General features: G+C 62.7%; 24 protein-coding genes and 5 tRNA genes. 16 read left to right on the top strand and 13 right to left on the bottom strand.

Translation table 11 applies throughout. The annotated features are described in order from the left end of the window. Positions 1–5: 5 nt before the first annotated feature. The 3 genes from recQ to glsA form a co-directional block, all read right to left on the bottom strand. Positions 6–1835 carry a DNA helicase RecQ gene (gene recQ / locus VV088_RS01475; RefSeq protein WP_334599030.1) on the bottom strand — a complete coding sequence of 610 codons (1830 nt, stop codon included), beginning with the start codon at positions 1833–1835 and terminating at the stop codon, positions 6–8. Between the two features lie 129 nt (positions 1836–1964). After that, a complete protein-coding gene (locus VV088_RS01470; RefSeq protein ID WP_334600450.1) occupies positions 1965–2513 on the bottom strand; it encodes an MATE family efflux transporter in 549 nt (182 codons plus the stop codon). A 256-nt stretch (positions 2514–2769) separates the two neighbouring features. After that, positions 2770–3690, bottom strand: coding sequence for a glutaminase A (gene glsA / locus VV088_RS01465; protein ID WP_334599029.1), 921 nt, complete (start codon positions 3688–3690; stop codon positions 2770–2772). Positions 3691–3894: 204 nt separating this feature from the next. On the opposite strand from glsA, the gene VV088_RS01460 reads away from it, so the two are divergent. Together VV088_RS01460 and VV088_RS01455 are read left to right on the top strand one after the other, a co-directional pair. Then, entirely contained in the window at positions 3895–4722 is an 828-nt protein-coding gene (locus VV088_RS01460; protein ID WP_334599028.1) for a hypothetical protein, read from the top strand. Continuing rightward, positions 4719–5312 (top strand): metallophosphoesterase family protein, encoded by a 594-nt coding sequence (locus VV088_RS01455; RefSeq protein WP_334599027.1) that lies wholly within the window; start codon positions 4719–4721, stop codon positions 5310–5312. Before VV088_RS01460 ends, VV088_RS01455 begins: the two co-directional genes overlap by 4 nt. Positions 5313–5353: 41 nt before the next feature. Here the strand turns inward: VV088_RS01455 and VV088_RS01450 are convergent, their stop codons facing one another. The 4 genes from VV088_RS01450 to VV088_RS01435 form a co-directional block, all read right to left on the bottom strand. Then, complete coding sequence (locus tag VV088_RS01450) at positions 5354–7003, bottom strand: methyl-accepting chemotaxis protein (protein ID WP_334599026.1); 1650 nt, start codon at positions 7001–7003, stop codon at positions 5354–5356. A 132-nt stretch (positions 7004–7135) separates the two neighbouring features. Beyond that, the gene (locus VV088_RS01445) at positions 7136–7522 is read right to left on the bottom strand and encodes an RrF2 family transcriptional regulator (RefSeq protein WP_334600449.1); all 387 of its coding nucleotides are present in this window, start codon (positions 7520–7522) and stop codon (positions 7136–7138) included. A gap of 30 nt (positions 7523–7552) precedes the next feature. Further along, positions 7553–8242, bottom strand: a complete 690-nt coding sequence (locus tag VV088_RS01440) for a PilZ domain-containing protein (protein WP_334599025.1) — start codon at positions 8240–8242, stop codon at positions 7553–7555. 20 nt (positions 8243–8262) lie between these two features. Continuing rightward, on the bottom strand, positions 8263–9192 hold the full coding sequence (locus VV088_RS01435; RefSeq protein ID WP_334599024.1) for a GGDEF domain-containing protein: 930 nt from the start codon (positions 9190–9192) through the stop codon (positions 8263–8265). Positions 9193–9478: 286 nt separating this feature from the next. On the opposite strand from VV088_RS01435, the gene VV088_RS01430 reads away from it, so the two are divergent. The 6 genes from VV088_RS01430 to pckA all read left to right on the top strand — a co-directional run bounded on the left by VV088_RS01430 (position 9479) and on the right by pckA (position 16977). Then, a complete protein-coding gene (locus tag VV088_RS01430; RefSeq protein ID WP_334599023.1) occupies positions 9479–10060 on the top strand; it encodes a hypothetical protein in 582 nt (193 codons plus the stop codon). A gap of 233 nt (positions 10061–10293) precedes the next feature. Further along, positions 10294–11466, top strand: a complete 1173-nt coding sequence (locus VV088_RS01425; protein WP_334599022.1) for an ABC transporter substrate-binding protein — start codon at positions 10294–10296, stop codon at positions 11464–11466. Between the two features lie 76 nt (positions 11467–11542). Then, positions 11543–13252 (top strand): ABC transporter permease, encoded by a 1710-nt coding sequence (locus VV088_RS01420; protein ID WP_334599021.1) that lies wholly within the window; start codon positions 11543–11545, stop codon positions 13250–13252. Between the two features lie 3 nt (positions 13253–13255). Continuing rightward, positions 13256–14332 carry an ABC transporter ATP-binding protein gene (locus tag VV088_RS01415; RefSeq protein WP_334599020.1) on the top strand — a complete coding sequence of 359 codons (1077 nt, stop codon included), beginning with the start codon at positions 13256–13258 and terminating at the stop codon, positions 14330–14332. Between the two features lie 65 nt (positions 14333–14397). Then, positions 14398–15249, top strand: a complete 852-nt coding sequence (gene rsmA, locus VV088_RS01410; RefSeq protein WP_334599019.1) for a 16S rRNA (adenine(1518)-N(6)/adenine(1519)-N(6))-dimethyltransferase RsmA — start codon at positions 14398–14400, stop codon at positions 15247–15249. Between the two features lie 120 nt (positions 15250–15369). Further along, on the top strand, positions 15370–16977 hold the full coding sequence (gene pckA / locus VV088_RS01405) for a phosphoenolpyruvate carboxykinase (ATP) (protein WP_334599018.1): 1608 nt from the start codon (positions 15370–15372) through the stop codon (positions 16975–16977). Positions 16978–17027: 50 nt separating this feature from the next. On the opposite strand, the gene VV088_RS22685 is transcribed toward pckA, so the two are convergent. Continuing rightward, complete coding sequence (locus tag VV088_RS22685) at positions 17028–17111, bottom strand: helix-turn-helix domain-containing protein (RefSeq protein WP_442913131.1); 84 nt, start codon at positions 17109–17111, stop codon at positions 17028–17030. A gap of 214 nt (positions 17112–17325) precedes the next feature. Continuing rightward, positions 17326–17982, bottom strand: coding sequence for a hypothetical protein (locus VV088_RS01400; RefSeq protein WP_334599017.1), 657 nt, complete (start codon positions 17980–17982; stop codon positions 17326–17328). 137 nt (positions 17983–18119) lie between these two features. On the opposite strand from VV088_RS01400, the gene VV088_RS01395 reads away from it, so the two are divergent. Genes VV088_RS01395 through hslO form a run of 3 tightly spaced genes read left to right on the top strand, consistent with a single transcriptional unit; the run spans position 18120 to position 20047 of the window. Further along, a complete protein-coding gene (locus VV088_RS01395) occupies positions 18120–18416 on the top strand; it encodes a YerC/YecD family TrpR-related protein (RefSeq protein WP_334599016.1) in 297 nt (98 codons plus the stop codon). Next, on the top strand, positions 18413–19165 hold the full coding sequence (locus tag VV088_RS01390; RefSeq protein WP_334599015.1) for a class I SAM-dependent DNA methyltransferase: 753 nt from the start codon (positions 18413–18415) through the stop codon (positions 19163–19165). Before VV088_RS01395 ends, VV088_RS01390 begins: the two co-directional genes overlap by 4 nt. Before the next feature lie 3 nt (positions 19166–19168). Continuing rightward, the gene (gene hslO / locus VV088_RS01385; protein WP_334599014.1) at positions 19169–20047 is read left to right on the top strand and encodes an Hsp33 family molecular chaperone HslO; all 879 of its coding nucleotides are present in this window, start codon (positions 19169–19171) and stop codon (positions 20045–20047) included. 39 nt (positions 20048–20086) lie between these two features. Here hslO and VV088_RS01380 read toward each other — a convergent pair whose 3' ends face one another. Beyond that, a complete protein-coding gene (locus VV088_RS01380; protein ID WP_334599013.1) occupies positions 20087–21097 on the bottom strand; it encodes an ATP-dependent 6-phosphofructokinase in 1011 nt (336 codons plus the stop codon). 243 nt (positions 21098–21340) lie between these two features. Here VV088_RS01380 and VV088_RS01375 point away from each other — a divergent pair. The 5 genes from VV088_RS01375 (at position 21341) to VV088_RS01355 (ending at position 21861) form a co-directional block, all read left to right on the top strand. Continuing rightward, positions 21341–21416: transfer RNA gene (locus VV088_RS01375), tRNA-Val, on the top strand. Between the two features lie 28 nt (positions 21417–21444). After that, positions 21445–21521 (top strand) — tRNA-Asp (locus VV088_RS01370). Between the two features lie 5 nt (positions 21522–21526). Further along, positions 21527–21602 (top strand) — tRNA-Phe (locus VV088_RS01365). A gap of 33 nt (positions 21603–21635) precedes the next feature. After that, positions 21636–21711, top strand: a tRNA-Gly gene (locus tag VV088_RS01360). A 75-nt stretch (positions 21712–21786) separates the two neighbouring features. After that, positions 21787–21861: transfer RNA gene (locus tag VV088_RS01355), tRNA-Cys, on the top strand. A gap of 229 nt (positions 21862–22090) precedes the next feature. On the opposite strand, the gene nhaC is transcribed toward VV088_RS01355, so the two are convergent. The 3 genes from nhaC to argB all read right to left on the bottom strand — a co-directional run bounded on the left by nhaC (position 22091) and on the right by argB (position 26222). Continuing rightward, the gene (gene nhaC / locus VV088_RS01350; RefSeq protein ID WP_334599012.1) at positions 22091–23542 is read right to left on the bottom strand and encodes a Na+/H+ antiporter NhaC; all 1452 of its coding nucleotides are present in this window, start codon (positions 23540–23542) and stop codon (positions 22091–22093) included. A gap of 510 nt (positions 23543–24052) precedes the next feature. After that, positions 24053–25279, bottom strand: a complete 1227-nt coding sequence (locus VV088_RS01345) for an aspartate aminotransferase family protein (RefSeq protein WP_334599011.1) — start codon at positions 25277–25279, stop codon at positions 24053–24055. 61 nt (positions 25280–25340) lie between these two features. Then, positions 25341–26222 carry an acetylglutamate kinase gene (gene argB, locus VV088_RS01340; RefSeq protein WP_334599010.1) on the bottom strand — a complete coding sequence of 294 codons (882 nt, stop codon included), beginning with the start codon at positions 26220–26222 and terminating at the stop codon, positions 25341–25343. Between the last annotated feature and the right edge of the window lie 13 nt (positions 26223–26235).

The raw sequence follows: 26235 nt of genomic DNA, 5'->3' as shown, positions 1-26235 counted from the left end.
TCCTTTCAGTTCGCACTGCATTCCTGAATCACACGCAAAAAAGCTTCGCCATACTTGGCCGTCTTCACCCGGCCCACGCCGGACACCTCCAAAAACGCCTCCATAGTCCGGGGCGCACGGCGGGCCATGTCGGCCAGGGCGGCGTTGGAAAAGACGATGTAGGCGGGGACCCCCTCCGCCTGGGCCAGCCGGGCCCGCAGCGTCCGGAGGGCGGCCAGCAGCCGCTCCTCCCTGGCCTCGGGGAGGGCCGTTCCCTTCGAGGCGGGCTTCTTCTCCCGCACCCGGTCCTTCCGCAGCGGCATGGACAGCGTTTCCCCCGCAAAGAGGAGGCTCCGGGCCTTCCCGGCGGGCTCCAGGGTGGAGTGGGCGGGGTTGGTCCGAAGAAAGCCCTCCAGCTCCAGATACTCCATCAGCTCCCGCACCCGCCCGGCGGACAGCTGGGCCATCAGGCCGAAGGTGGACAGCTTGTCCAGCCCCAGGTCCCGGACCCGCTGGTCCCTGCTGCCCCGGAGGACCTGGACAATCAGCGTCTTGCCCACATAGTACCCCAGCTTCTCCCGGACCCGGACCACGCAGGACAGGATCATCTGGGCGGAGACGGTGATATCCTCACTGGCAAACTCCCCCCGGCAATTTCCGCAGCTCCCGCAGGAGGCATCATGGGACTGGCCGAAGTAGTCCAGGATGCGGCCCCGGAGGCAGGCGGTGGTCCGGCAGTACCCGGTCATGGCGCTGAGCCGCTGGTAGTCGTGCCGCCGGACCGCCTCCCGCGCCTCGGGGGTCAGCTCCTCATTGCCTCCGTTCTCGATGAGGAACCGGGCGGTGGCAATGTCCCCCGCCGAGTACAGGAGGATGCAGTCCGCCGCCTCGCCGTCCCGCCCGGCCCGGCCCGCCTCCTGGTAGTAGGCCTCCAGGCTTTTGGGCATGTTGTAGTGGACCACGTAGCTGACGTTGGACTTGTCGATGCCCATGCCGAAGGCGTTGGTGGCCACCATCACGGCTTTGCGGTCGAACTGGAAGTCGTCCTGATTCCGCTGGCGCTCCTCCGGCTCCAGCCCCGCGTGGTAGCGGGTGGCGGACACCCCTCGGGCCTCCAGCGCCTGGCACACCTTCTCCACCCCGCTGCGGGTGGCGCAGTAGACGATGCCGCTGCGGCCGGGCCGCTCCTCCACCAGCTTCAGCAGGGCGGCCAGCTTGCTCCGGGGGTGCTGCACGTCAAAAAAGAGGTTGGGCCGGTCAAAGCCGGTGACCTCCCGCACCGGGTCCCGCAGGGCCAGCAGCTGGACGATGTCCTGCTGGACCGGTCCGGTGGCGGTGGCGGTAAAGGCGGCCACCGCGGGGCGGCGGGGCAGCCCCTCCAGAAAGGCGGAGATCCGCAGATAGCTGGGGCGGAAGTCCTGCCCCCACTGGGAGATGCAGTGGGCCTCGTCCACCGCCACCAGAGGGACCTCCAGCTCCCGGACCAGACGGTCAAAGCCCTCCCCCTCCAGCCGCTCCGGGGCCACATACAGCAGCTTATAGGCCCCCTGCCTGGCCCGGCTGTACACCGTGCGCAGCTGCTCCAGGCTCAGGGCGCTGTTGAGGCAGGCGGCGGGCGCTCCCGCCGCCTGCAGGGCCGCCACCTGGTCCTTCATCAGGGAGATCAGCGGGGACACCACCAGCGTCACCCCCGGCAGCAGCAGGGCCGGGACCTGGTAGCACAGGGACTTCCCCCCGCCGGTGGGCATGACGCCCAGCACGTCCCGCCCGTCCAGGACGGCGTCGATGAGCCGCTCCTGCCCCGGACGGAAGGCGCTGTGGCCGAAATAGTGCCGGAGCGCCTCCTGTTTGTCCATGCCATCACCACCAGATTGGGATTATATGCCAGCGTTTCGGCTATTATATCACAGTCCCTGGAAAAATCAAATGCCAAACTGCGCAAAAATACCGCAAAATCCTCTGATCTTGCGGTATTTTTTCCGGTTTCAGCTGTGTGAGAGCCGCTTCAAGCCGCCGTATGCCAAGCTGGTCCAAAACGTGACCACACCCATCCAGCCCAAGCCGGTGGCCAGGGCCATGGCGGGCAGCCCGGCCGCCAGGGCCTGCGCCAGCACGGTGGCCAGGGCCGCCCCCTCCACCCCCATGGACAGCCTGGCCACGAAGGTCCAATCCAGCGCCAGGTTCACCCCCATGGACAGGGCCAGGAAGAAGAGGGCCGCCCGGGTATTGCCCACAGCCCGCAGCACGCCGGAGGCCAAATGGTACGCGAAGGCGGCGGGGAAGCCCAGGAAGATGATCCGCAGATAGTCCGCTGCGTATCCAGCCACGCCGGGCGGGGTCTGGAGCAGCTGTAGCAGCCCCGGAAGGACCAGCAGTCCCAGAGCGGTCAGCGCCAGCGACGCCCTCGCGCCGAACACGCCGGACAGGTAAAACTCCCAGCGAAAGGTTCTTCCGTCCGACCCCCCGTAGAACTGGGACAGCAGAGCGCCCACGCCGTCACAGCCGCCGCTGATGAGAAACAGGAACAGGTTCATCACCGAGCCCGCCGCCCTCCCCCACGAACCAGCCCACGATCACGGCGTCCACCGTGTTGTACAGCTGCTACAGGATATTGCCCGCCAGCAGCGGAGCGGACAGGGCGATCAGCTGCCGGCTGATGGGGCCCTGAGTCAATTGGCGTTGATCCGTCATCAAAACTCCCCCTGCAAATTACTGTCACCAGTATAGCAGAGGGAGTTTTTGATGTAAAATGCTGCTTTAGCGGCTTTCATATAACGATCCCGTTATATTTCAGAAGATGCTCAGCCCCATATTGTCGGACAGATACTCTAACATCTTCAGGCCGCCGATGCTGTTGCCCTTGTCGTCCAGCGAGGGGCCGTAGGTGGCGATGCCGTACTTGCCGATGGCGCAGGAGATGATGCCGCCCCCCACGCCGCTCTTGGAGGGCATGCCTACCGTGGCGGCAAACTCCCCGGAGTAGTCATACATCCCGCAGGTGACCATGAGGGACCGTACCAGCCGCACCACCCGGGGCTGGATGAGCCGCTCCCCGGTCATCGGGCTGACGCCGTTGTTGGCCAGCGTGGCGGCAAAAAAGGCCAGGTCCCTGCAGTTGCAGGCCAGGGCGCACATCAGGAAATAAAGTTCCAGGTGCTCCTCGCAGTTGCCCTCAATGATGCCGTTGGACCGCATCAGATAGATAATGGCCCGGTTCCGGAACCCGGTTTCCGACTCGGACAGGAACACCTCGTAATCCACCCCCAGGTCCGGGTTGCCGGTGAGCTTCCGGGCGCAGGCCAGGCAGGCCTCCTTGCGCTCCTCCAGGGTGGCCCCCCGGATCGTGCTGGTGACCGCGATGGCCCCCGCGTTGATCATGGGGTTGAAGGGTTTGTTGTTAATCAGATGGTCCAGCCGGACCATCGAGTTGAAGGCGTCGCCGGTGGGCTCCATGCCCACCTTGCTGAACACATTGTCAAAGCCATTCTGCTCCAAAGCCAGGATCAGGGCCATCACCTTGGAGATGCTCTGCATGGAAAACTTCTCCTTGCAGTCCCCCGCCGTGATGACGTTCCCCTCCATGTCACACACCGCGATCCCCAGCTTGGACGGGTCCTTGGAGGCCAGCTCCGGGATGTAGCTGGCCGGCTTGCCATACCGCACAAACCGGCGGCCGTGGGTCAGGGCGCATTGAATCAGCTCCTGCTTCATTTGCTCTTCCTCCCAAAAACGCGGCGGTCGTCCGCATATATTTTGTCGAACTTATTATAATACAGGTTGGCCCTTTTCGCAACCCTGAAGAAGAACAAATCCCTCTCCCCGTCAGCTTTGGTACTATTTCCCCTTGCGCCTCAGCGACTCCTGTGATATACTTCTCCAACACGAAACAATCTTCCACTGCAGGAGGTTTTTTCTATGTATTTAGAGGAATATCGCAAGGCCCGGCAGATGGGCCTGAAGGAAGCCAAACGCTCCCAAAGCCGGGGCGCCTCGCCCTACCTGCCCGTGCTGGACGAGATCCTGGCCGCGGAGACCACCTGCGGCGAGGTGAGCCTGGGCCTGGTGGAGATCCCCATCGAGCTGATCGTAGGCACCCGGTCCGCCGGGCGCAGCCAGGCCTTTTCCCACTCCTTCCTCCCCCTGATGGAGGAGGACTCGGAGTTCTGCCACAAATGGACCAATCTGTGCAAGGCCCACATGGACGCCGGCATCACCGATCCCATCAAGGTCTATGAATACATGCACACCTTCTACGTGGTGGAGGGGCACAAGCGGGTCAGCGTTCTGCGCTGGTTCGGCGCGGTGAGCATCCCCGCCGAGGTCACCCGCATCCTCCCGGCCCGGGACGGCTCCAAAGCCAGCGACATCTACTATGAGTTTGTGGACTTCTACCAGTGCTCCAAAATCAACTACCTGTGGTTCAGCGGCACAGGCCGGTTCGCCCGCCTGCAGGAGGCGGTGGGCAAAGGCCCGGACGAGGTCTGGACCGAGGATGAGCGCCGGAAATTCTACAGCTTTTACGCCCGTTTCGCCGCCCTGTACGGCGACAAGGACTCCAAGGAGCTGTCCACCCGGCTCACCGTGGCCGACGCCATGCTCCTCTATCTGGAGTTTTTCGGCTACGATCAGGTCAAGAGCTTCACCCAGTCGGACCTGAAGGACGGCTTCCTCCAGCTCCACAAGGCTTTCTCCGTGAAAAAGAGTCAGGGACTCAACCCGCTGAAAGGACTGCTGAGCCGATGAAGATTTTGGCGTTGTCCGACCACGAATGCCCCTGGCTGTGGGACTATCTGGACCGCCGCCGGCTGGAGGGGGTGGATTTGATCCTCTCCTGCGGCGACCTGAAGCCCCAGTATCTGTCCTTTGTCGTCACCTTCGCCCACTGCCCGGTGCTCTACGTCCACGGCAACCACGACGACCGGTACGCCCAGACGCCGCCCGAGGGCTGCATCTGCATTGAGGATAAGCTGTACGTCCACCAGGGGGTCCGCATTCTGGGGTTGGGGGGCTCCGTCCGCTACAAGCCGCAGGGGGAGCACCAGTACACCCAGCAGCAGATGGACCGCCGGGTGCGGCGGCGCTGGCTGGACCTGCGCCGCAAAGACGGGTTCGACATCCTGCTGGCCCACGCCCCCGCCCTGGGGCTGAACGACGGCGAAGACCTGTGCCACACCGGCTTCGACGCCTTCAACGGCCTGATGGACAAATACAAGCCCCGGTACTTTATCCACGGCCACATGCACATGAACTACGGCCAGGACGTACCCCGCCGGGCCGCCTATGGGGAGACCCAGGTCATCAACGCCTATGAGAGCTATCTCTTTGACTATTAAAACGTCCCCACCCCGAACTCCGGGGTGGGGACGTTTGCATGTTACGCTTTCAGCTTGAAGCGGCGGGTCTGCTCCTCCATCCGCTGCACCTGGGTGAACAGCTCGGCGCTGACGGCGGCCGACTCCTCACTGCTGGCGGAGTTGCTCTGGACCACGGCGGAGATCTGGCCGATGCCCTCGGTCACCTGGGCGATGGACTCGGCGTCGCTCTCCACCGCCTTGACGATGGCGCCGATGGCGGTGTTGGACTGCACCACCAGCTCCAGCGTCTTATTCAGGGTCATGGAGACCTCGTCAACGATCCGGCTGCCCCGGCTGGTGGCCTGAACGGAATTCTCAATCAGCCCCTTTGTGGCCTTGGCCGCCTCATCCGACTTGGAGGCCAGATTGCGCACCTCGTCGGCCACCACGGCGAAGCCCTTGCCTGCGGCCCCCGCCCGGGCGGCCTCCACGGCGGCGTTCAGGGCCAGGATGTTGGTCTGGAAGGCGATGTCCTCGATGGTGGCGATGATCTTTTCGATCTGCTGAGACGCCTCGGTGATGTCCTTCATCGCAGCGACCATCTGCTCCATCTGCTGGCCGCTGATGGTCACCTGCTCTCCGGTCCGGCGGGCGTTGTCCTGGGCGAGGGCGGCGGTCTTCACGTTCTCCGTGGCGCTCTGGGACAGGGTATCCAGCGTCGCATACAGCTCCTGCACGGCGCTGGCCTGCTCGGTGGCCCCCTGGGCCAGGTTCTGGGCGCCGTTGGACAGGTGCTCCGCGTTGCCGGACACCTTGCCCTGGGCCTGACAGATGCTGCTGATGGTGGCGGACAGCCCGGTGGTGAGCACCTCAATGGACTGCTCAATGGAGCGGAAGTCGCCGATAAAGGGGGTGGCGGTCTTCACATTGAAGTCGCCCTTGGCCAGCTGCTCCATAACCCGGTTCAGGTCCCAGATATAGCCCCGGATCAGCTCCATCGCCTTTTCCAGGGTGGTGGCCAGATCGCCCAGCTCGTCGTTGCTGTGGTGCTCCAGGGCCAGGTCCAGCGTGCCGTCGTGGAGGGGCTCCACCTGGCGGGTGATATGCAGAATGGGGGCCAGGATGTGCTTCAGGACATACAGCACCAGGCTGATCAGGCAGACCAGCGCCAGCACCAGGCAAACCGCCGTAATGCCCTGCATCAGCATGATGGTGGAGTTCATCTCCTCGGTACTGGCCTCGTTCAGGGCGGTGCCCAGGGCGATGACATCGTCCAGCTTGCCCACCAGGGTGGTCAGGTTGGCCTGGATGGTCTCCTGATAGTAGCTCCGGGCCTGGGACGGACTGGACGCCATCAGGTCCAGCACGTAGTCCGCAGACTCGTGCAGCGCCTTATGCAGCGGCTCCATCTCGCTGCGCAGGCGGAGGATCTCGGCGTCGTCGGTGCCCGCCTCTCCGTAGATCCACTTGCCCAGCACACAGGTGGTGGGGTCCTTACTGCCGGTGAACTCGGTACCGGCGTACAGGGCGTTGCTCAGGTTCGAGGACCATTTATAGTGGGCCGCCTCAGCTGCCTGAGCCCGGCTCAGCAGGGCGACCACGTTCTCGTTCTCCTTCTGCATCCCCTCCACACGGATCAGGTTGTAGGTCGTGACTCCGCTGAACAGCATAATTGACAGCAATGCTGCAGCGACCCGGTAAAAGACCATCTTTTTGATACTTTTGCGCATAAACACAAACCTCACTTTTCGTTCGGTACCGCTCAGGGCGGCCAGAATTAACTCCAGTATAGCATACCGGCCGGTCTTATTTCAATACTTTTCTTGGGATTCCAGAAAATCCCCCGGCGCGGGGGCGCGCCCTCAGAACATGGCGCTCAGCGGGGTCTGGCGCAGCTCCCTGTCCAGAACGGCCTGAATCCGGGTCAGCTCCCGGCAGATGCCGCAGCCGTCCTCCGGACGCGCCTCGCACTGGTAGCCGGACCGCTGGCAGCGGTTGACCAGGACCGTCTCGCCCAGGGCCTGGAACAGGTCCCACAGATACAGCTCCTCACAGGACCGCTCCAGCAGGTAGCCGCCGCTGCTCCCCCGGCGGCTGGAGACCACTCCGGCGGTGTGAAGCTTTTTCAGGATCTTGACTGTGATCGCCTTTGGGATGGACTCCCTTTGAGCGATCTCGGCGGCGGACAGCTGCTCCTCCCGGTGCAGAGCCCGCAGAATCCGCAGCGCATAGTCCATCTCCCGGGTCATCAGCAAGGGGAACACTCCTTTTCCGCATTCTCAATACAGCCCGTGATACAGCGCGTACACGGCCCGGAACAGCCGGCGCTCCACCTGCTCCTCCAGGTCCAGAAAGCGGCAGCCGTACTCAAAGCTGCCCGACCGGCGCAGGTCGATGCGCAGCACCTGACAGGGCAGCAGGGTGTCCTCCAGCTCCAGGAGGCCGTCCACCCGCAGCATGAGCCGGTCGCCCACATCCCGGCGGGCCTGGGCGCCGATGCACACGCCCCCCATGCCGATGTTCTTGACCGCACAGCGTTCCAGCGGCACGCCGGGCCGGTCCGGGAGGGTGAAATCCCCCTCCAGACGGGTCTCCACCCGGGTATTCGCCCGGTTGTCCGTCTGATCCATCAGGGCCAGATGCTCCACCTGCCAGAGCTTGCCCGGTCCCATGCGGATCATGCCCCGCATGCTCACGGTGCGGTGTTCCAGGCTGCTGCGCCCCCGGAGGGTCACCTCCAGCGGCTCGTCGGTCCGGGTCATCAGGCTGCCGTTGGCCCCCGGCTCCAGCTGAGCCCGGTCGCCCCGCAGCTCCAGCAGCTTGGCCACCAGAAAGACCCGCCCGTCGCCGCTGGTCACCTCCACCCGCATGCCGGAGTAGACCTCCAGGTCCTCCCGCATGGCCCGCCTGTGCGCCTGCTCTGCACGCCGCTCCTTGGGGCTCTTTCGAAATGCGTCAAACAGTCCCATCTGCCCTCGCTCCTATTCCGTCATTCAAATTCGCCCAGCTCCTCCATCCGCGCCGTGGACCAGACCACCCGGTTGCGCCCGAACCGCTTGGCGTCGTAGAGCATGGTATCCGCCACCTTCAGATACGTATCGTAGGAGTCCTCCCGCTCCGGCACCAGGGTGACGCCGCCGATGCTGATGGTCACCCACTGGCCGGCCTCCGGCGTGTGGGGGATGTGCAGGTTTTCCACCGCCTGGCAGATTTTTTTCATCTGCCGGCAGGCGGTCCGGGCGTCGCTGCCGATGATGATCGACACAAACTCCTCCCCGCCGTAGCGGGCAAAGTAGTCGGTGCTCCGTCTCAGATACTCGGTAACCGTCTGGGCCACCGAGCAGATCACCCCGTCTCCGGCGGGGTGGCCGAAGGTGTCGTTATAGGCTTTGAAGCGGTCGATGTCAAACATGCACAGCGAGATGGGCTGCCGGAAGCGGATGGCCTCCTGCCATTTGTTGTGGCAGTTCAGGTCGTAGCTGCGCCGGTTGGGGATGCCGGTCATGGGGTCCACCATGGACTGCCGCTCCAGCTGGGTCCGGTAGCGGTAGAGCTTGACGTGGGTGTTCACCCTGGCCCGGACGATAGGCGGATGGTAGGGCTTTGTAATGTAGTCCACCGCCCCCAGGACCAGGCCCCGCTCCTCATACTCCGCCTCCGCCAGGCTGGTGATCAGGATCACCGGGACATGACTGGTGACCACCTCCTCCTGCAGCTTGCGCAGCAGGCCGAAGCCGTCCATCCCCGGCATGATCACATCCACCAGCATCAGGGCAAAATCCCCCACCCTGGCGTAATGCAGGCCCGACTCGGCGGTGTGGGCAACGGTGACGTCATAGTCCCCCTCCAGAATGGAGCGCAGCATATCAGCCTGGACTGAGCTGTCGTCAATGATCAGAATTTTTTCCCGGTTCCCCATATCTCCAACTCCTTATTCCTTGAACGCCGTCTGGCGGCCGGCCAGGCAGTCTTGGGGAGTATTATATCAAATCTTTTCCAAAAGCGGAAGACTATTTTGAAATTTAACGGCCTTTTTTCCAAACTTCAGGGCGGTCCTCTTCTGGAAGAACTGGAAGGCGGTCCAGCAGTATAGCATACTTTCCTGCCAAAGTCGAGAATTGGAATGTTCCCCGCAGAATGCTGATTGACTTCCAAATCAAGCTATGATACCATAAGAGTACCGATACAGAGAGCGGGTGTATAATATGGCGAACACAGTAGACGAAATGCTGGCGGAGCAGCTGGCCAGTCCGCAGCCCGAGCAGCCGGCCGCGCCGGAAGCCGGGCCGGTACCGGAGGCGGAGGCCGGGCTTCCGGTCCCGGCCGAGGACTCCGGACCCAAACAGCGGCGCAGCATCCTGCTCCCGCTTCTGACCATCCTCCTGATCCTGCTGGGCCTGGGGGAGGCGGGCTTCTGGGGCCTCTTCGGCCTGTCCGCCTACCAGAACAGTCTGGCCAGGGAGCGTTACGAGGCCCAGCAGCAGGCCCTTGAGGAGGAGCGGGCGGCGGGCGGCGCCGCCGGGAGCAGCTCCTTCGGCCCCAATTTCAAGGTGGAGAACGGCTCCGTGATCTGGCAGCGGGAGGACGTCCGCCTGTCCTCGGGGACCGGAACCTCCGGCAGCTCCACCCCGTCCCAGGGGAACGGCGGGGAGGAAAAGCGGCTGTCCAGCCTCTCGGTCCCCAAGGTCCCCTACACCCTGGCGGATATGGACCCGGAGGACTCCCTCCCCCCATCGGAGCAGGCCCCTGAGTCCCAGAACGGCGGGACCGCCCCCGCCAGCGCCTGAACCAGGCAGTCAAACGATGCGCACCCGCTGCGCATCGTTTTTTATGTCCTTTTCCCCCTCCTCGCCCCGGAATTCGGGATTTACTTTGCAAAATAGCCAGTTTTCCACAAAATACAAAAAGTTGTTTTGGGCATATTGACTTTTTCTCCCTAAAGCTTTACAATAGAACAGTCCTTTGGGCAGAGGCAGCCGTCTCCGCTGTGGGACAAGTTCAAACAATGGAGGAATGAAACGTGAAAAAACTGTTATCCATGCTGCTGGCCTCGGCCATGGTGCTGTCCCTGGCCGCCTGCGGCGGCGGCGGCGGTGGAAAGTCTGCCGCCAGCACGCCTGCTTCCAGCACGCCCGCTTCCAGCACGCCCGCTTCCAGCACCCCCTCGGACGACCCCATGGCCGAGCTGATCGAGGCCGCCCAGGCCGAGGGCGAGCTGGTGGTCTACGGCTCCTGCGAGGAGGACTACCTGGCCGCCGCCTGCCAGAAGTTCCAGGAGCTCTACGGCATCAAGACCACCTTCCAGCGCCTGTCCACCGGCGAGGTCCAGGCCAAGATCGAGGAGGAGAACGGCAATCCTTCCGCCGACGTCTGGTTCGGCGGCACCACCGACCCCTACAACGTGGTAGCGGCCGAGGGCCTGCTGGAGCCCTATGAGGCCATGAACGCCTCCCACATCACCAAGGACGTGTATAAGCACTCCGATAACATGTGGTACGGCATCTACACCGGCATTCTGGGCTTCATGGTCAACAAGGACCGTCTGGACAGCAAGGGCCTGGAGGCCCCCAAGGACTGGCCCGATCTGCTCAAGCCCGAGTATGAGGGCCTGATCTGGCTGTCCAACTACAACACCGCCGGCACCGCCAAGCTGGTCATCAACACCATGATCCAGAAGTACGGCCACGACGAGGGCATTCAGTTCCTGGTCGACCTGGACAAGAACATTGAGGTGTACACCAAGTCCGGCTCCGGCCCGTCCAAAAACGTGGGCACCGGCGAGTGCACCATCGGCATTGGCTTCCTGCATGACGGCATCACCCAGATCCTGGACAACGGCTATGACAACATCGAGCTGATCATCCCCTCCAGCGGCACCTCCTGCGAGATCGGCGCCACCGCCATCTTCAAGGGAGCCAAGCACCCCAACGCCGCCAAGCTGTGGATTGAGTACGCCCTGTCCCCCGACTGTGTCAACCAGGCCGACGAGGTGGGCTCCTACCAGTTCCTGGTTCTGGACAACGCCGAGCAGCCCCAGGCCGCCTATGATTTCGGTCTGGACCCCAACAACGTGATGGACTATGACTTCGACGACGCCACCAAGAACATCGGAACCTATGTGGAAGAGGTCATGACCGCTCTGGCCTCCGCCGGCTCCAACACCGGCGACACCGGCCGCTTCCAGACCGAGTAATACACCCCAGCCAGCGGGGGGACGGCGCACACCGCTGTCCCCCCGCTTCCAATCTGAACAAAAGGAGGGCTTCTCCATGGCAAAAAGCCAGAGCGCGGCGCTGGACCGGAAAAAGCTGATGGCAGACCCCGTTATGGTGGGCACCATCCTCGTCCTCATCGCGTTTTTGACCCTGTTTATCCTCTACCCCCTGGCGATTCTGCTGGTGGACAGCTTCTACGGCGGGAACGGCTTTACCCTGTCCACCTTCCAGCGCATCATGGCCATGCCCACCTTCACCAAGGCCATCGGCAACACCCTGAAGGTGGGATTCCTGGTAGGGATTCTGTCCACCGTGGTGGGCCTGCTCTTCGCCTATGTGGAGGTCTATGTCAAGATGGGCAGGGCGGTGGGCGGCCTGTTCAAGGTGGTGTCCATGCTGCCGGTGGTGTCGCCCCCCTTCGTGCTGTCCCTGTCCATGATTATGCTCTTCGGCAAGGCGGGCATTATCACCTACTTCCTGCTGGGCATGGAGGACAACAGCGTCTACGGCTTCTGGGGCATTGTCATCGTCCAGTCCCTCACCTTTTTCCCCGTGTGCTACATGATGCTCAAGGGCCTGCTGAAGAATATTGACCCTTCCCTGGAGGAGGCCGCCCGGGACATGGGGGCCAGCCGGTCCAAGGTGTTTACCACCGTCACCCTGCCCCTGCTCCTCCCCGGCCTGGGCAACGCGTTTCTGGTCACCTTCATCGAATCCATTGCCGACTTCGCCAACCCCATGATCATCGGCGGCTCCTACGACACCCTGGCCACCACCATCTACCTCCAGATCACCGGCGCTTACGACAAGGAGGGGGCGGCGGCCATGGCTGTGGTGCTGCTGTGCATTACGCTGGGTATGTTTATCGTCCAAAAATACTACCTGGAGGCCAAAACCGCCGCCACCCTCACCGGCAAGGCCAGCCGGGGCCGGATGCTCATTGAGGACAAGAGCGTCACCATCCCCCTCACCATCCTGTGCTCCCTGGCGGCCTTCTTTGTCATCCTGATGTACGTCTGCGTGCCCATCGGAGCTCTGTTCCCCACCTGGGGCTACAAGTTTACTCCGCTGACCTTCAAGTGGTTCGGTCAGGTGTTTACCCGGTACCACGGCCTCCAGGCCTTCCGGGACTCCTTTGTCCTGTCCCTCATCGCCTCCCCCATCACCGCCCTGCTGTCCATGATTATCTCCTACCTGGTGGTCAAGCGGAAGTTTAAGGCCAAGGGCTTTATCGAGGCGGTGTCCATGCTGGCCATGGCCGTGCCCGGCACGGTGCTGGGCGTGGGCTACATCCGGGGCTTCTCCGGCGGCGTGTTCCGCACCGGATTTTTGCAGGGTCTCTACGGCAGCGCGGCCATTCTGATTATCGTCTTTGTGGTCCGCTCCCTGCCCACCGGAACCCGCAGCGGCATCTCCGCCCTGCGGCAGATCGACAAGTCCATTGAGGAGTCGGCCTACGACATGGGGGCGGACAGCTTCAAGGTGTTCATGACGGTCACCCTACCCCTCATTAAGGACTCCTTCCTCTCCGGACTGGTGACGGCCTTCGTCCGGTCCATCACCGCCATCTCCGCCATCATCCTGCTGGTCACCCCCAGCGTCTACCTCATCACGGTGCAGATCAACGAGTTTGCCGAGAAGGGCGCTTACTCCATCGCCTGCGCCTTCGCCACCATTCTGATTTTGATCACCTACGGCTCGGTGCTGCTGATGAACCTGTTTATCAAGTATTTCGGCACCAGCAAGAAAATCAAGGAGGATTAAGCCATGTCAAAAGTCAAAAAGGGGGTCCGTCTGGACCACATCTCCAAAATCTATCAGGACCCCAAGACGGGCAAGGACTTTTATGCGGTAAAGGACACCTCCCTGACCATCGAGCCGGGTTCCTTTGTCACCCTGCTGGGTCCCTCGGGCTGCGGAAAGACCACCACCCTGCGGATGATCGCCGGCTTCGAGAGCCCCGACGAGGGGGAGATCTACCTGGGGGAGGAGGCCATCAACGCCCTCACCCCCAACAAGCGGGACACCGCCATGGTCTTTCAGAGCTACGCCCTGCTGCCCCACTACAACGTCTTCGACAACGTGGCCTACGGCCTGAAGTTGCGCAAAACGCCCAAGGATGAGATTCAAAAGCGGGTGATGAAGATTCTGGACCTAGTGGAGCTCACCGGCATGGAGGGCCGCATGACCAACCAGCTGTCCGGCGGACAGCAGCAGCGGGTGGCCCTGGCCCGGGCGCTGGTGATCGAGCCCTCCGTCCTCCTCTTCGACGAGCCTCTGTCCAACCTGGACGCCAAGCTCCGGGTGTCCATGCGGACGGAGATCCGCCGCATCCAACAGGAGGTGGGCATCACAGCCATCTACGTCACCCACGACCAGAGCGAGGCCATGGCCCTGTCGGACAACATCATCATTATGAACAAGGGCGTGGTGGCCCAGATGGGGTCCCCCCAGGACATCTACTACCACCCCAGCAGCGAGTTTGTGGCCGACTTCATCGGTGAGGCCAACTTCCTCAAGGGCTCTCTGGAGCGCCTGGACGGCAGCCACGCCATCCTCAACGTGGAGGGCTCCCCCACCCGGGTCCCCGCCAAGGCGGGGATGACCCCGGGGACGGAGTATACCGTGGTGCTGCGGCCCGAGTCCGCCCTGCTGAAGGACGAGGGCGGCCTGCCCTGCACCGTGACCCTGTCCTGCTTTATGGGGTCCTACCAGAATTACCACGTGAAGGTGGGCAATACCCTGGTGAAGCTCACCGACTACAACCCCAAAAACAAGCGCATCTATCAGGTGGGCGAGAACTGCTCCCTGGTGTTCGACCCGGAATCGGTGCATATTCTGTAAGCAATACAAGCCCCCCTGCCAAAGAGGGGGCTTTTTAATGCGTTGACGCCGAAAGGAGCAATGGAATGAACCTGTGCGATATCAACCAGATCAAATCCCTGCTGGCCCGCCATGGCTTTCGCTTCTCCAAGTCCATGGGGCAGAATTTCCTCATCGCCGACTGGGTCCCCCGGGAGATCGCCAAAGCCTCCAGGGCCCACCCGGATACAGGCGTGCTGGAAATCGGCCCCGGGATCGGCTGTCTCACCCAGGAGCTGGCCGGGCGGGCGGGCAAGGTGGTCAGCGTGGAGCTGGACAAGGCCCTGCTGCCCATCCTGGAGGAGACGCTGGCCGGCCGGGACAATGTAGAGATCGTCCCGGGCGATATCCTGAAGCTGGATATCCGCCAGATGACACGGGACATGCCCTGGCTTTCCGGGTTTGCCGCCTGCGCCAACCTGCCCTACAACATCACCACCCCGGCCATCACCGCCCTCATCGAGGCCCAATGCTTCTTTGCCATCACGGTGATGATCCAGAAGGAGGTGGCCCAGCGCATCTGCGCCCAGCCGGGGACCAAGGACTACGGGGCCTTCTCGGTCTTCTGCCAGTACCACACCGCCCCGGAGCTGCTCTTTGAAGTCCCGCCCGACTGCTTCCTCCCCGCCCCCAAGGTGACATCGGCGGTGGTGCGGATGGTCCCCCGGCCTGTCCCGGCGGAGGTGGACGACCCGGACCACTTTTTCCGGGTGGTGAAAGCCGCCTTCGCCCTGCGGCGCAAGACCCTGCTCAACAGCCTGGCCGCCAATCTGGACCGCCCCAGGGAGGACATCCTCCGGGCCCTGGAAGCATGCGGAGTTCCTCCGGATACCCGGGGGGAGCGGCTGTCCATTCCTCAATTTGCCCAACTGTCCAAGGCTCTGCGGGGCTTGATTTGAGGCTTTTGCCCATTCCGTCATTTTCGCTCACTTATCTCTTGCAAAGCCCAAAAAATTGGGGTAAAATAGGCCATGATCGGAATGGATAACCACTTTAACTATTTTAAGGAGGAATTCATCATGGAAACCTACGGATTGGAAAAATACGGCATCACTGGCATTCAGGAGGTCGTATACAATCCCACCTACGAGCAGCTCTTCGAGGCTGAGATGGACCCCGCCCTGGAGGGCTATGAGAAGGGTCAGATGACCGAGCTGGGCGCGGTCAACGTGATGACCGGCATCTACACCGGCCGCTCCCCCAAGGACAAGTTCATCGTCATGGACGAGAACTCCAAGGACACCGTGTGGTGGACCTCCGACGAGTTCAAGAACGACAACAAGCCCGCCTCCCAGGCGGCCTGGGACGCCTGCAAGAAGCTGGCCATCCAGGAGCTGTCCAACAAGAAGCTGTATGTGATGGACGTGTTCTGCGGCACCAACAAGGACACCCGCATGGCCATCCGCTTCATTATGGAGGTGGCCTGGCAGGCCCACTTCGTGAAGAACATGTTCATCGCCCCCACCGAGGAGGAGCTGAAGAATTTCAAGCCCGATTTCATCTCCTATAACGCCTCCAAGGCCAAGCTGACCAACTATAAGGAGCTGGGCCTGAACTCCGAGACCGCCGCCATCTTCAACATCACCAGCCGTGAGCAGGTCATCATCAACACCTGGTACGGCGGCGAGATGAAGAAGGGCATGTTCTCCATGATGAACTACTACCTGCCCCTGAAGGGCATCGCCTCCATGCACTGCTCCGCCAACACCGACATGAACGGCGAGAACACCGCCATCTTCTTCGGCCTGTCCGGCACCGGCAAGACCACCCTGTCCACCGACCCCAAGCGCCTGCTCATCGGCGACGACGAGCACGGCTGGGACGACGAGGGCGTGTTCAACTTTGAGGGCGGCTGCTACGCCAAGGTCATCAACCTGGACAAGGACGCCGAGCCCGACATCTACAACGCCATCAAGCGCAACGCCCTGCTGGAGAACGTCACCGTGGACGGCGCGGGCAAACTGGACTTTGCGGACAAGTCGGTCACCGAAAACACCCGCGTGTCCTACCCCATCGACCACATTGAGAAGATCGTCCGGCCCGTCTCCCGCGGTCCCGCCGCCAAGAACGTGATCTTCCTGTCCGCCGACGCCTTCGGCGTGCTGCCCCCGGTGTCCATCCTGACCCCGGAGCAGACCCAGTACTACTTCCTGTCCGGCTTCACCTCCAAGCTGGCGGGCACCGAGCGGGGCATCACCGAGCCCACCCCCACCTTCTCCGCCTGCTTCGGCCAGGCCTTCCTGGAGCTGCACCCCACCAAGTACGGCGAGGAGCTGGTCAAGCGCATGGAGAAGTCCGGTGCCAAGGCTTACCTGGTGAACACCGGCTGGAACGGCACCGGCAAGCGCATCTCCATCAAGGACACCCGCGGCATCATCGACGCCATTCTGGACGGCTCCATCCTCAAGGCCGAGACCAAGACCATCCCCTACTTCGGCTTTGAGGTGCCCACCTCCCTGCCCGGCGTGGACCCCGCCATCCTGGACCCCCGGGACACCTACGGCGACGCCGCCGAGTGGGACGCCAAGGCCAAGGACCTGGCCAGCCGCTTCGTGAAGAACTTTGTCAAGTACACCGGCAACGACGCCGGCAAGGCCCTGGTGGCCGCCGGCCCCAAGGTGGACTGATTCCATCCCAATACGCGAAAACAGGACGCATAAAGCGTCCTGTTTTTTGTCTACTGTTCCCGCACATACTCTACAATATCCGATACATCGCAATCTAAAATAAAGCACAGTGTATCCAGGGTCTTCATTGTGATATTCTTTATATATTGAGTATAATTGGTGTGAGGTGATGAAAATGTCGGAATATCACGACTACAAAGAAATGTATCTCACTATGGTAAGAGAGACGGAAACGGCCAGTCAAAGATTGCTCAAAGTCCAGCAAAAGTGCGAGGAATGATATCGCGAGGGAACAGGACCTACTATCCAACGACTTGATTTTGAGGGACAGGGAGATAAATCACATCACTAATTTCCGTATTTCTCCAGCGGCAGGGTGAACACCGGGCATCCCTCCGCGGCGGGGGAGGCGGCGCACTGGGGGAGGGACACCTCCACCCCCTCCTCCGTCAGGCACCAGCTCCGGAGGGGGCGGGCCTTTTTGGCCTTTTGGGGCCAGTCCCCGTCCAGAAAGCAGTCCCCTGCCTGACGGCGCGCCTCCCCCTGCCGGACCAGGGCCTGCCACAGCCCCTTCCGCCAGCCCTTCTCCCCGGCGAACAGGCTCCCCAGGGGCTTGGGCGCCCCTTCCCGGACGTTCCACACGTCCCCCCAGCGCACCCGGGCGGGACGGCCGTCCCCCCGGACCTCCGCGCCCCAAAAGCGCAGGCTGAGCACCCCGTCCCGGAGGAGGGCCGTCTCCCCGGCCAGCTCCCCGGTCCAGGGGGTGAAGGGCCGCGCCCCCTCCCGCCGGGCGGCCAGCTCCAGGCAGGCGGACCAGTAGACCTCCCGCTCCCACCGCCGCCGCCAGCTCTGAGCCAGCCGGGCATAGTACCCGCTGATCCACCTCCCGCCCAGCCCGGCCCCCTCCACACGGGGCCAGCTCAGGGTGTACTCCAAAACAGGCTCGCTGCACAGGGTTAAGGTACGCCGCTCCTCGGTCCAGAGGACCTGAACCTCCTTCGCCACACCACACGCCTCCTCTCCCAATTTCTCCATCCTATGCCCGCCCCCGGCATTGGTGCGTTTCTTTGCTTTTTTTCGTTTACTTTTTCCCGTCAGCATGGTAAAATAGACTAAAATACGAGAGAGGCAGGTAGACCAGCATGTCAAAATTTTTGGATAAGCAGAGCAGCGACGCCCTGTACCGGGCCATCGTCAGCATCCAGAACGAAGAGGAGTGCCGCCGTTTTTTGGAGGATCTGTGCACCGTCTCCGAGCTGAAGGCCATGGCCCAGCGCATGGACGTGGCCCTGCTGCTGGATGAGGGGCTGATCTACAGCGAGATTCTGGAGCGGACCGGGGCCTCCAGCGCCACCATCAGCCGGGTGAACCGGTGCCTTCACTACGGGGCGGGGGGCTATCAGACCATCGTGCCCCGCCTGCGGGAGCCGGAAGCATGAGCAGCTACCGCGTTCTGGCCAGCTGCTACGACCGCTTCACCTACGACGTGGACTACCCCGCCTGGGCCAGCTACATCCAGGCCCACTTCGCAAAAGCCCCCCTGCCCGGCAGCACCGTGCTGGACCTGGCCTGCGGCACCGGCTCCCTCACCCGGGAGCTGGCCCGCCGGGGCTACGAGATGATCGGCGTGGACCAATCCCCGGAGATGCTGGCCGAGGCGGCGGAGAAAAACCGGGGCGCGGCCCCCATCGAGCCCATCTTCCTGTGCCAGAGCATGGAGAAGCTGGACCTGTACGGCACCGTCGACGCCTGCGTCTGCTGTCTGGACAGCGTCAACTACGTCACCGACCCCAAAAAGCTGCAAAGGGCCTTCGGGCGGGTCCACCTGTTCCTGACGCCGGGCGGGCTGTTCCTCTTTGACGTCAACTCCCCGGAAAAGCTGGAGGGGCTGGACGGCCAGGTCTTCCTGGACGAGACGGAGGACGCCTACTGCGTGTGGCGGGCAGAGTTCTCCCGGCGCAGCCGGGTGTGCTCCTACTTTATGGATCTCTTTCAGCTGGACCCCTCCACCGGCCAGTGGGACCGGGGGGAGGAACTCCACCGGGAGCGGGCCTACACGGTGGAGGAGCTCACCGCCATGCTGGAGCAGGCCGGCTTTTCCCAGGTGCGGACCTACGGCGAGCTGAAGCTGCGTCCCCCCAGGCCAGGCGAACAGCGCATCTTTTTTACCGCAAGAAAGGAACCGTAATTCATGACCAACGAGATTGTAAGAGCCATCACCGGCAACGGTTTGGTAAAAGCCGCCGCCATTACCGGCCGGGACATCGTGGAGCGGGCCCGGAACATCCACAAGCTCCTGCCCATGGGCGCCGCCGCCCTGGGCCGCACCCTGCTGGGGGCCTCCCTCATGGGGGACATGCTCAAGGAGGAGCAGGGTTCCCTTACCCTCCAAATCAGGGGGGGCGGGCCGCTGGGGACCATCCTGGCCGTCTCCGACTGCGGGGGCAACGTGCGGGGCTACGTCCAGAACCCCCAGGTGGAGTTGATGGAGAAGTCCCCCGGCAAGCTGGACGTGGGGGCTGCCGTGGGGCTGGACGGCACCCTCACCGTCATCAAGGACATCGGCCTGAAGGAGCCCTACGTGGGGTCCATCGGTCTGTTTTCCGGGGAGATCGCCGACGACCTGGCGATGTACTTTGTGGAAAGCGAGCAGATCCCCACCGCCTGCGCCCTGGGGGTGCTGGTGGGCCTGGACCAGTCGGTCACCGCCGCCGGAGGCTACCTCATCCAGCTTCTCCCCGGAGCGGGGGAGGACATGATCGAACGGATCGAGGCGGGGGTACGGGCGATGGGTTCGGTCAGCCACGCGCTGGCTGGCGGCCTGGACGGAGAGGGCCTGCTGCGGGCCGTCCTGCCGGGCTTCCAGCTGGAGATTTTGGAAAAACATCCGGTGGAGTACCGGTGCTGCTGCTCCCGGGACCGGGTGAGCCGGGCCCTCATCAGCATAGGCCGGAAGGACCTGACCGAGCTGATCCAGGAGCAGGGCCAGGCGGAGCTGACCTGTCAGTTCTGCGACCAGGTGTACCGCTTCTCCCGGCAGGAGCTGGAGCAGCTTTTGGCCGAGATGTAACAGGACCGGGCGGCTGAGCCGTCCGGTCCCTTGTTTTGCTTATTTCAGCTTGCTGCCTCCGTTGGTCAGTGCCTCCAGCAGGCGGTAGCGGTCCATGTGGAACTCCTTTGTCATCTGCAGCGCCTCCTCCATCTCAATGCGCATGGTGCAGCCGCTCTGGACCGAGATCACACAGTTCTCATCCCCCTCCACCAGGGACATAACCGCCTCGTAGCCCATACGGCTGGCGGTCTCCCGGTCCTGGACGCTGGGGCTGCCGCCCCGCTGGATGTGGCCCAGCACGGTGACGCGGGGATCGATCCCCAGCTCCTGATGGATGCGGTCACCGATCTCCACGGCGCTGCCGCAGCCCTCGGCCACCACCACCATGTAGTGGGTGGTGCCCGCCAGACGGGCCCGGCGGATCTTGTCCACAATGTCCCGTTCAAAATCCAGCTCCCGCTCGGGGATCAGCACGGCGGTTGCGCCCACCGCAATGCCCACGGCCAGGGCCAGATAGCCGGCGTGGCGGCCCATGACCTCCACCACCGAGCACCGCTCGTGGGACTGCATGGTGTCCCGCAGCTTGTCGATGCACTCGATGGCGGTGTTGCAGGCGGTATCGAAGCCGATGGTATAGTAGGAGCAGCCGATGTCATTGTCGATGGTGGCGGGGATGCCCACCACCTGCAGGCTCATGCCCCGCTGGGCCGCCTGGCGGCTCAGGGCCAGCGCCCCCCGGAAGGTGCCGTCGCCGCCGATGGCCACGATGCCGTCCAGCCCCAGCAGGCGGCAGGTGTTCAGAGCCTTGTCCCGCCCGGCCTCCTCCATAAACTCCTCGCTGCGGGCGGTGTACAGCAGGGTGCCCCCTTTGTTGATAATGTGGCTGACGCTGCTGCCGGTGAGCGGGACAAAGTCGCTGTTGATCAGGCCGTTCCAGCCCCGGCGGATGCCGACGCACTCGATGCCCTGGCCCACCGCCGTACGCACCACAGCCCGGACGGCCGCGTTCATGCCCGGCGCGTCTCCGCCGCTGGTCAGCACGCCGATCCGTTTGATGTTATCCCCCATAATGCAGACCTCCTCATCATTACACGCCCCACAGGTGGACGCCGCTTGTTATTATACGCTACAATTATGTCATCGATTTTTTGGAATGTCAAGCGCCAGGGACAAGACCGGCCTGGTAAACCCCGCCAAATTTTTCAAAAAAGACGCCAAAAAAATTCTCGGTAAAAAATCTCAATTTCCTGTTGACAAGTCGGCCTATGTCGAGTATAATAATCAAGCCGTCGCAAGTGAGGCGGCACACCGGGGAGCATAGCTCAGCTGGTAGAGCACATGCCTTACAAGCATGGGGTCACAGGTTCGAGCCCTGTTGTTCCCACCACTTCGATCCCATCCCCCCCGGACTACCTGGCGCGGTAGTTCAGTTGGTTAGAACGCCGGCCTGTCACGCCGGAGGTCGAGGGTTCAAGTCCCTTCCGCGTCGCCATTTTTGCCTCTGTAGCTCAGTTGGTAGAGCAGGGGACTGAAAATCCCCGTGTCGTTGGTTCGATTCCGACCGGAGGCACCATCCTCCGCAGGGCAACCTGCGGAGGACCCAAATGCGAGTGTAGCTCATCTGGTAGAGCGCCACCTTGCCAAGGTGGAGGTAGCGAGTTCGAGCCTCGTCACTCGCTCCAAACGGGGCAAAGCGTGTTTGCCCCGTTTTTTCCTCATAACATTTCTTCCCGGGTCCGCGTATCCCAACCCAAGCCGGTGCCATAGCCAAGTGGTAAGGCAGAGCTCTGCAAAAGCTCCACTCCCCAGTTCGAATCTGGGTGGCACCTCCAATCAGATGAAGGACACCGCATGTTAATGCGGTGTCCTTTCTGTTTCGCTTCCCTTTCCCCGGGGGTTCCCTTCTGCCCGGGCGGTTCCCGCCGTTGTTGGCCCTTGCCGGAGTACAAAGACGGGCGGCGTCTTGCTGACACCGCCCGTGTTCTGCGTTCCCTGCCTTGCGCCGCACTGCGTTTCACAGCGCCGCCGTCAGACAGCGGACGTCTCTGCATGCAGTCATGCTCAGGCTTTGGACTTCTGCTTTCTGTAGGGCTGGCCCTCCAGGTTTTTCAGCGTGAGGCCGGTGATCGCAAACAGGATATTCATCAAAGGCATCATCCAGTTGAACAGCGCGAAGGGCGCGTAGGAGGCCACATTGATGTCCAGCGTCTTGGAAATAAAGGCGCCGCAGGTGTTCCAGGGGATCAGAGCGGAGGTCACCGTGCCGGCGCCCTCCAGCGCGGAGGACAGCACGGTGGGATGCAGGCCCATCTTGCGGTACTCCTCGGCGTACATACGGCCGGGGACCACGATGGAGATGTACTGCTCCGGCATGGTCATGTTGGAGAAGACGCAGGTGGCCTCGGTGAGGGTGACCAGGCCGACGGGGCCCTTGGCCAGCTTCTTCAGCTGATCCACGACGACCTCCAGCTGGTGAGTATCCTCCATGATGCCGCCGAACATCATGGCGATGATGGTCATGGAGACGGAGAACATCATACCCAGAATGCCGCCGCTCTCCAGCAGGCGGGTCATGGTATAGGCGGTCTCCTCCGACAGGGTGGCGTCGAACATCGCCAGCACTTCGTCGCTGAAGGTGTAGCCGTTGATGCCGAAGTCAAAAATACTGCCCAGGTTGCAGGCGGGCTGGAAGATCATGCCCAGCGCGCCGCCGACTACGATGCCCAGCGTGATGCCGGGGATGGCGGGTACCTTCATGGCCACCGCCACGATGACCACCACGGGGGGCAGCAGCAGGATGGGATTGATGTGGAACACGCCGCCCTCTGCGGCGTTCAGAGCCATCGCAAACTCATTGACCCGGCTCAGGTCGGCGTCGCCGCCATGGTACTGGACCGCGCCCATGATGCCGAAGATGACCAGCACGATGCCGTAGGTCACGGCAGTGGGCATCAGCATGGCCTTGACATGGCTCATAACGTCAGTACCGGCCATGGCGGGAGCCAGGTTGGTGGTGTCGGACAGGGGAGACATCTTGTCGCCGAAGTATGCGCCGGACAGGATCGCGCCGGCAGTCATAGCAGGATTCATGCCCAGGCCGTAGCCAATGCCCATCAGAGCCACGCCCATGGTGCCCATGGTACCCCAAGAGGTGCCGGTGGCCAGGGAAGTGATGGAGCAGATCAGCACGGTTGCGACAAAGAAGATGGCGGGGTGCAGGATCTTCAGGCCGTAGTAGATCATGGCGGGCACCACACCGGCGTCGATCCAGGTGCCGATGAGGATGCCGACGATGATCAGGATGCAGCAGGACTGGAGGGCCTTATAGATGCCGTCCATCATGGATTTTTCGATCTCTTCCCAGGTGTAGCCCAGATACATCGCCATCAGGGCCGCGGCGCAGACGCCTACAAACATGGGAACATGGGGGTCGACCTCATAGTGCATGATGCCCACCGCCAGGGCAAGGATCAGAACCGCCAGGGTAATCAGGGCCTCCCAAAGCTTTGGCATGCGGCCTTTACTGGCTTTCTTGTTTTCACTCACTGATGTTACCAACCTTTCTTCATGCATACACTCCCCTGTCCGGGAGCCGGTCCGGCTCCCGGGCAAACAAATGCATCTGTTTTGGATAACGTTACGTTTTCTGGTAATCCGTGGGTACTCTGCGCAGGGTCAATCGCAACACCTCTCCTCCCCGTTTCCTCTCCTCTTCCGCCGTGTCCGGACGCGGCGGACGGCCCAACCTGGGCCGTGGTTTTATTATACTACAGTGTCAGCACAAATGCAAGCCTTTTTCCTTTTGTATTCAATTCCGGAACGTAAAACCCCATATTCTCCGGCTTTTATCAGCGTTTTTCGCCAAAAGAAATCGGGAAGTCCCCGTTTTCGCTATGCGTTTCTGACAATGCGCGGCGGCATCCGCAAAAAAGCTGCAGGAATTCCTGCATGCAGGTGCATAACTGCCCCCTGGCAGACAGACGTCCCGGGGAGGGGCTGTCTGCCAGGGGCGGAAGGGCTTTTTTACTTGCCCAGCTCGGTGAGGGCCTTGTCCACGGCGGCCGCCACGATGTCGCACTCCGCCTCAGAGGCGATCAGAGGCGGGATGAAGCGCAGCACGTTGCCGGCCGTGCAGTTGATGAGCACGTCCTGCTCGAAGCACTTGTCTACCACCTTGGGCCCGATCTCGTTGTCGGTCAGCTCCACGCCGTTGATCATGCCCATGCCCCGGACCTCTTTCACGGCCCCGGGATGCTTCTCGGCCACCTTGCGCAGCGCGGCGCGGAAATACTCGCCGGTTTTGGCGGCATGCTCCATCACGCCCTCGTTGAGCATGGCGTCCAGGGTGGCGGCGGCCAGGCCGCAGGCCAGAGGACCGCCGGCGAAGGTGGAGCCGTGGGTGCCGGGGATCAGGGTCTTGGCGGCGTCGCCCCGGGCGCAGACCGCGCCGATGGGCACGCCGGAGCCCAGCGCCTTGGCCATGGAGCAGGTGTCGGGCTCCACACCGTAGTTCTGGTGGGCGAACAGCTTGCCGGTGCGGCCGGAGCCTACCTGCACCTCGTCGAACATCAGCAGGATGCCCCGCTCGTCACAGATGTCACGCAGGCCCTGGAGGAACTCCTGGGTGGCGGGACGAACGCCGCCCTCGCCCTGGACGGGCTCGGTGAGGATGGCGCACACCTTGTCGTCCAGCTGCTCCTTCACGGACTCCAGGTTGTTGAATTCCGCATAGCGGAAGCCCTCGGGCAGGGGGGAGTACCACTTGGGGTTGTGGACAATCTCCTGGCCGGTGGCGGTGGCGGTGGCCAGGGTGCGGCCGTGGAAGCTCTTCAGCATGCTGATGACCACGTAACGCTCGGGGTGGCCGTGGTCCACGGCGTACTTCCGGGCCAGCTTGATCTGACCCTCGTTGGCCTCCGCGCCCGAGTTGGCGAAGAGCACCTTCTCAAAGCAGCTGTTCTCCACGATCATCTTGCAGACCTGGATGGCGGGGGCGTTGTAGTAGTAGTTGGAGCAGTGGAGCATGGTGTGAGCCCGCTCCTCCATGGCCTTCACGATGGCGGGATGGCAGTGGCCCAGGCCGTTGACGGCGATGCCGCCCACAAAGTCCAAAAACTTGCGGCCGTCCAGGTCCCACACGTAGCAGCCCTCGCCCTTGTCCATGACGATGGGCATACGGGCGTGGTTGCCGTACAGATACTTGTCGGCGTCGGCAATGGCGGCGGCGTTGCTGGTATAATTCTGAAGCATAGAGATGACCTCCTAAAATAAATTTTATACTGCTCCCGCCCCCGCGGGGGCGGGAATTGGATCACTTATTCCACTTGATGCCCACGCTGGGCTGGGCGGTACCCACAGTGGTTCCGGTGCCCTCGGTGGAGAAAGCCTCGTACAGCATGCTGTGGGGCTGGCGCCCGTCGATGATATGGACGCTGGTGACCCCCTCCTCAATGGCCTGCACGCAGCAGTCCACCTTGGGGATCATGCCTCCGGCGATGGTGCCCTGGTCCTTCAGGCCGGGGACGTCGGCCACGTTCAGGTAGGAGATGACGTCCCGGACCTTGATGTCGTTGCACAGGCCCTCAATGTCGGTGAGGATCATCAGCTTTTCGGCCTTCAGCGCCCCGGCCAGCTTGCTGGCGGCGGTGTCGCCGTTGATGTTGAAGCTGTTCCCCTGGCCGTCGGCGCCCACGGGGGCCACCACCGGGATGAACCCGGCGTCCAGCATGGCCAGCACCGGCTCGGCGTTGACCTTCACCACGTCGCCCACATAGCCCAGCTCCTCGCTGCGCTGGACGCACTGGAACAGGTTGCCGCTGATGCCGGACAGCCCCACGGCCCGGCCGCCCTGGGCGCTGATCCGCCCCACCAGCTCGCTGTTCACCTGGCCGATGAGCACCATCTCCACCACCCGGATGATCTCGGCGGAGGTGTAGCGCAGGCCGTTGATGAATTTTACAGGGATGTCCAGCTGCTCCAGCATCTTGTTGATGCCGGGGCCGCCGCCGTGGCACAGCACGGGCTTCAGGCCCATGGCCTTCAGGAGGACCACGTCCTTGATGACGTTGGCCTTCAGCTCCTCGTTGATCATGGCGTTGCCGCCGTACTTGATGACCACAATCTTCCCGGCGTACTTGCTCAGGTAGGGCAGCGCCTCCAGCACGGTTTCCACCTTATTGGCGATCTCGTTCATACGGTCCCCTCCC

The organism is Lawsonibacter sp. JLR.KK007, assembly GCF_036941135.1.
GTDB lineage: Bacteria > Bacillota > Clostridia > Oscillospirales > Oscillospiraceae > Lawsonibacter.
Note: the sequence above shows the minus strand (reverse complement) of the source record. Positions and strands in the feature narration are given on the sequence as shown.